At 65.4% G+C, this 4,742-nt stretch carries 5 protein-coding genes; 4 read left to right on the plus strand and 1 reads right to left on the minus strand.

Translation table 11 applies throughout. From position 1 onward, the window contains the following. The first annotated feature begins 738 nt into the window (after window positions 1-738). From NH287_RS14680 to NH287_RS14695, 4 genes are read left to right on the plus strand one after another with little or no spacing between them, the layout of a single operon-like run. A complete protein-coding gene (locus NH287_RS14680; protein WP_036275916.1) occupies window positions 739-1,098 on the plus strand; it encodes a helix-turn-helix transcriptional regulator in 360 nt (119 codons plus the stop codon). Beyond that, entirely contained in the window at window positions 1,095-3,020 is a 1,926-nt protein-coding gene (locus tag NH287_RS14685) for a cation-translocating P-type ATPase (RefSeq protein ID WP_197491836.1), read from the plus strand. Before NH287_RS14680 ends, NH287_RS14685 begins: the two co-directional genes overlap by 4 nt. Continuing rightward, window positions 3,020-3,628, plus strand: a complete 609-nt coding sequence (locus tag NH287_RS14690) for a cadmium resistance transporter (RefSeq protein WP_036275918.1) — start codon at window positions 3,020-3,022, stop codon at window positions 3,626-3,628. The genes NH287_RS14685 and NH287_RS14690 overlap by 1 nt, the downstream gene beginning before the upstream one ends. Continuing rightward, window positions 3,625-4,158: a signal peptidase II gene (locus NH287_RS14695; RefSeq protein ID WP_253036208.1), complete on the plus strand. Its 534-nt coding sequence runs from the start codon at window positions 3,625-3,627 to the stop codon at window positions 4,156-4,158. The genes NH287_RS14690 and NH287_RS14695 overlap by 4 nt, the downstream gene beginning before the upstream one ends. A gap of 228 nt (window positions 4,159-4,386) precedes the next feature. Here the strand turns inward: NH287_RS14695 and NH287_RS14700 are convergent. Next, window positions 4,387-4,742, minus strand: a 356-nt coding sequence (locus NH287_RS14700) for a hypothetical protein (RefSeq protein WP_253036209.1), incomplete at its 5' end; no start/stop codon positions are given.

The following is a 4,742-nucleotide window of genomic DNA, read 5'->3' on the forward strand; positions in this document are numbered from 1 at the left end:
CACTCCTGGGCTGTACTCCGACACCGTGAGTGAGCTCGTCGCGAGCATCTGCAATCACAACGAAAACTAGCCCCCACATCCCTGAAGGATCACGAAACGGTTACACCACTCCACGGGACTTGACCTCGCCGCAAGAGCCGATGGATACGTACGTCCCCAGTGCGGCCCCCTTCGCTGTTCGCTTAGACGCAAGCTCCGCGCGATGGCTTTTCGACCACGGTGAGACACGTGGATGGATTGTTGCCGGGGAGAAGGGCACCAGTGATGAGCGGCTCATCTGTCTCGCCTTGCAAAGGCTCGACTCTCCCGGGGTCGGCTTCGTTGCCTGCACTGAGCCGGCCCAGATCGTCGACCAGGGCTACTTGTGGTCAGGAACGAAGTTAGGGGAGGGCGCGGAGAATTTGTCGTTGTATCTCGTCGCGGACGGGGACGACTTTGCCGGGGGCGGTAAGTCTCTGTCGAGCAGAGCTCAAGTCTTCATCGCTCCCGCGCCAGAAGGAGCCCAAACTGACGCCGGCGAACCCTGAAACGCGGCTGTGGTGGTGCTGCCGGAAACGATCGTTTGCGGCGCGGTGAGTGAAGGCACACCAGATCGAATGCCAGAAACGTGCGCCGTAAGCGGGTTTCGGTAGGCGTATTCGGTGGGGTGTGAGCCGGATGTACTTACACCCAGCCCCAGAGATGTCGCCTGGGGTGAAGCCGTTCCAATAGGTCATCAATCACTGTATAGTTCAGTTTGTGCTGACTATTTCCTCACGCCTCGATGTCATGAACCGGCTCGGCCGGGCCATGGCCGATCCCACGCGTTCCCGAATCCTAATGTCTCTGCTCGGTGGACCGAGCTACCCGGCTGTGCTCTCTCGTGAGCTGGAGCTGACGCGTTCGAACGTGTCGAACCATCTCACCTGCCTGCGTGACTGCGGGATTGTCGTTGCCGAGCCGGAGGGTCGCCAGACTCGTTACGAGATCGCCGACCCGCATCTTACGGCTGCGCTCGTCGCGCTCGTGGACGTGACGCTGGCGGTCGATGAGCACGCGCCGTGCGTGGACTCTGCGTGCACGGTGGCTGGCTGCTGTGGGACGGGGGCGGACGCGTGAGCGCGGCGTGTGGCTGCGAGCACGAGCCTGCCCAGCCTGCCACTGCGGCGGAGGATGAGACCGAAGAGGTTGTGCGGCCCTGGTGGAGGGACCGTGGGATCATGGTGCCGGTCTTCTCCGGTGTCGCATTCCTGGCCGGTCTGATCCTTGAATGGTCCGGCCTCGAGATCCCGGCGCTGGTGTTGTTCTGGGCCGGTCTGCTCCTCGGTGCGTCGACGTTCACGCCCGGCGCGATCCGGAAACTGTTCAAGGGCAAGCTCGGTATCGGGCTGCTGATGACGATCAGCGCGATCGGCGCGGTCATCCTCGGCTACGTGGAGGAGGCTGCGGCTCTGGCGTTCTTGTACTCGATTGCTGAGGCGCTCGAGGACAAGGCGATGGACCGTGCCCGGGGCGGGCTGAGGGCGCTGCTGAAGCTCGTGCCGGAGACAGCGACCGTGCTGCAGAACGGCGTCTCTGCGCAGGTGCCCGCGAGAGAGCTGACGGTCGGCCAGGTCATGGTGGTCCGTCCCGGCGAGCGGATCGCAACCGACGGGATCGTCCGTTCTGGCCGCTCCAGCCTGGACACCTCGGCGATCACCGGGGAGTCGATCCCCGTCGAGGTCGAGCCCGGCGATGCGGTGTCGGCCGGTGCGATCAACAGCGCCGGCGCGCTGGAGGTCGAAACGACCGCTGCGGGCACCGACAACTCGCTCACCACGATCGTGGAGCTGGTCGAGAAGGCGCAGACCGAGAAGGGCGAGCGTGCACGTCTCGCGGACAGGATCGCCCGCCCGCTCGTACCCGGCGTTTTGATCCTCGCAGCGCTCGTCGCGATCATCGGGTCGCTGCTGGGCGATCCAGAGGTGTGGATCACCCGCGCGCTTGTCGTGCTGGTCGCCGCTTCTCCGTGTGCGCTGGCGATCTCGGTGCCGCTGACGGTCGTCGCCGCGATCGGCGCAGCAAGCAAGTTCGGCGTGATCATCAAGTCCGGCGCCGTCTTCGAGCGCTTCGGCACGGTCCGCCACGTCGCGGTCGACAAGACCGGCACCCTCACCCGCAACGAACCTGCGGTCACCGCGGTGCTCACTGCGAACGGCGTGACCGAGACACAGGCGCTGGCCTGGGCGGCCGCACTGGAGCAGCACAGCACGCATCCCCTTGCCTCTGCGATCACCGCCGCGGCCCCGGGCACACCGGCAGCTGCAGATGTGACCGAGCAGGCCGGGCACGGCATCGACGGCACTGTCGGCGGATCGAGAATCACCGTCGGCAGTCCTCGCTGGCTGGACGCGGGCGACCTCGGGAAGCAGGTCGCGGAGTTGGAGGAGCAGGGCATGACCGTCGTGATCGTCCACCGCGACGGAACCCCCGTCGCCGCGATCGGCGTCCGCGACGAACTGCGCCCTGAAGTCCCCGAGGTAGTCCGGACGCTCACCAACCAAGGCGTCGGCGTGACGATGCTCACCGGAGACAACGCCCGCACCGCTCGTGCACTGGCCGCGCAGGCCGGGATCAGCAACGTGCGCGCGGAACTGCGTCCCGAGGATAAGGCAACCGCGATCGGCGAGCTGTCAAAGGCGGGGCCGGTCGCGATGATCGGCGACGGAATCAACGACGCACCGGCCCTCGCTGGCGCAGACATCGGTATCGCGATGGGCGCCACCGGCTCCGACGCGGCAATCGAATCCGCCGACGTGGCCTTCACCGGCCATGATCTGCGCCTCATCCCGCGAGCGTTCGATCACGCCCGCCGCGGTCGACGGATCATCAACCAGAACATCATCCTGTCGCTGCTGATCATCACTGCACTGCTCCCGCTCGCGCTCTTCGGCGTCCTGGGGCTCGCGGCCGTCGTCCTGGTCCACGAGGTCGCGGAGGTCATCGTGATCCTCAACGGTCTGCGCGCCGCACGCACCCGCACGCCACGACTGGAAAGCTGATGCTCGCAACTATCGGTTCAGCGATCGGCCTGTTCGCGGCAACCAACATCGACGACATTGTCGTGCTCACCGTGCTGTTCCTGGCTTCCAGTCGAGGGAAGCCCCGGCCGTGGCAGATCGTCGCGGGCCAGTATCTCGGGTTCATCACCCTCGTCGTGATCAGCGTGATCGCCGCTCTCGGTCTCACCATCGTTCCGGACGAATGGGTCGGTTTCCTGGGTCTGATCCCGCTCGGCATCGGCATCTGGACGCTCATTCGCGGCCTGCGCCGTAACAGCGATGACGATGATGACGACTCCAAGATCACCGCGGTCGGACTATGGGGCGTCGCAGGGATCACGATCGCCAACGGGGCCGACAACATCTCCCTCTACACGCCGATCTTCCGCACCAGCGCCCCCAGCGACGTCGCGATCATGATCGTCGTATTCCTGATCCTCGTCGCGGTCTGGTGCGCGGCCGGCCGGCTGATCGGCACCAACAAGGCTGTTACCGAGGGGCTGGAGCGCGTCGAGCACTGGCTCGTACCGGCCGTGTTCATCGGCCTGGGCCTGTTCATCCTGATCGAATCTGGGGTCATCGTCCGTCTGATCGAGGTGCTCGCATGACCTCCTCCCAGTCAGAGGCTCATCCGCCCGCTGCGCGCAAGCTGTCGTCGACCCGGCGGCGGCAGCTCACTGGTGGAGCGCTCTTGATCGCAGTGGTCGTCGTGCTGATCGATCAGGGAACCAAGGTGTGGGCCGAAGCGACCCTCACCGACCGTGAGCGCATCCCGCTGATCGGTGACCTGCTGGGTTTGCAGCTCGCCTATAACCCCGGAGCGGCATTCTCCTTCGGGGAAGGCTTCACCTGGGTGTTCGCGCTGCTCGCTGTCGCCGCCACGGTCACAGCGATCGTGTTCGCGTTCCGAGTGCAACGCGCGAGATGGGCGATCGTCATCGGCGCGCTCGGCGGCGCTTCCGCCTCACACGCAGGCGACCGCCTTTTCCGGGACCCCGGATTCGCCCGTGGTCACGTCGTGGACTTCCTCGCCTACGGAAACTGGTTCATCGGCAACATCGCCGACATCGTAATCTTCGCCGCAGCGATCACCGGAGCAGTTTTCATGATCCGCGCCGGGGATGAGAGCACCGAGTGAGATCCGTTGTGCGGTGGTGGGACACCCATCAACTCGCCCTCTACATCGGCGCGATCGCCGTGGGCAGCCGTTGAGTGAGTTCACGCTTAGGCAGGCGGGCGGTCGCGATGTAGGCGCAGAGCCACCCACCAGCCGCATCGTCGACAGATGAAAGCGCGATCGTCTCCGAATGCGTGCAGCTTCTTGCGTGGCAGATGTCGCCCGCAGCACGTGCACGCAACGTCCTCGTCAGTCGCCATGAGCGGAGAGCGCCTCTCGAATCTGTTCAACCGTTGGCATCCCGGCCAGCCCAGCAGGGGTGCTGTAAATACGGCAGGCGAGGTCATTGCTTCGCCCCGACCCCGGAAAGAGATCGTTGCCATCCAGGGTGATCGTGGGGGAGCCCGCGAACGAGACTGCGCCCGCGTCCTCCTCCGTCCGGATGAGTCGGTAGTGAACCTCCGATTCGTCGTGGCCTGTGTCGGCGGCGGGTGAATCCTGGTCACTTTCGGCGCTCGAAAAGTGAACGGTTGCGGGCAGTCTAGCCAGGGGTCTCGTCGGTGGTGGTGCGAATGCTGGGGAGGCTGTCGATGCCTCTGCCGCGG

It is taken from the genome of Microbacterium sp. CnD16-F (genome assembly GCF_024124465.1).
GTDB classification, from domain to species: Bacteria; Actinomycetota; Actinomycetes; order Actinomycetales; family Microbacteriaceae; genus Microbacterium; species Microbacterium gawkjiense.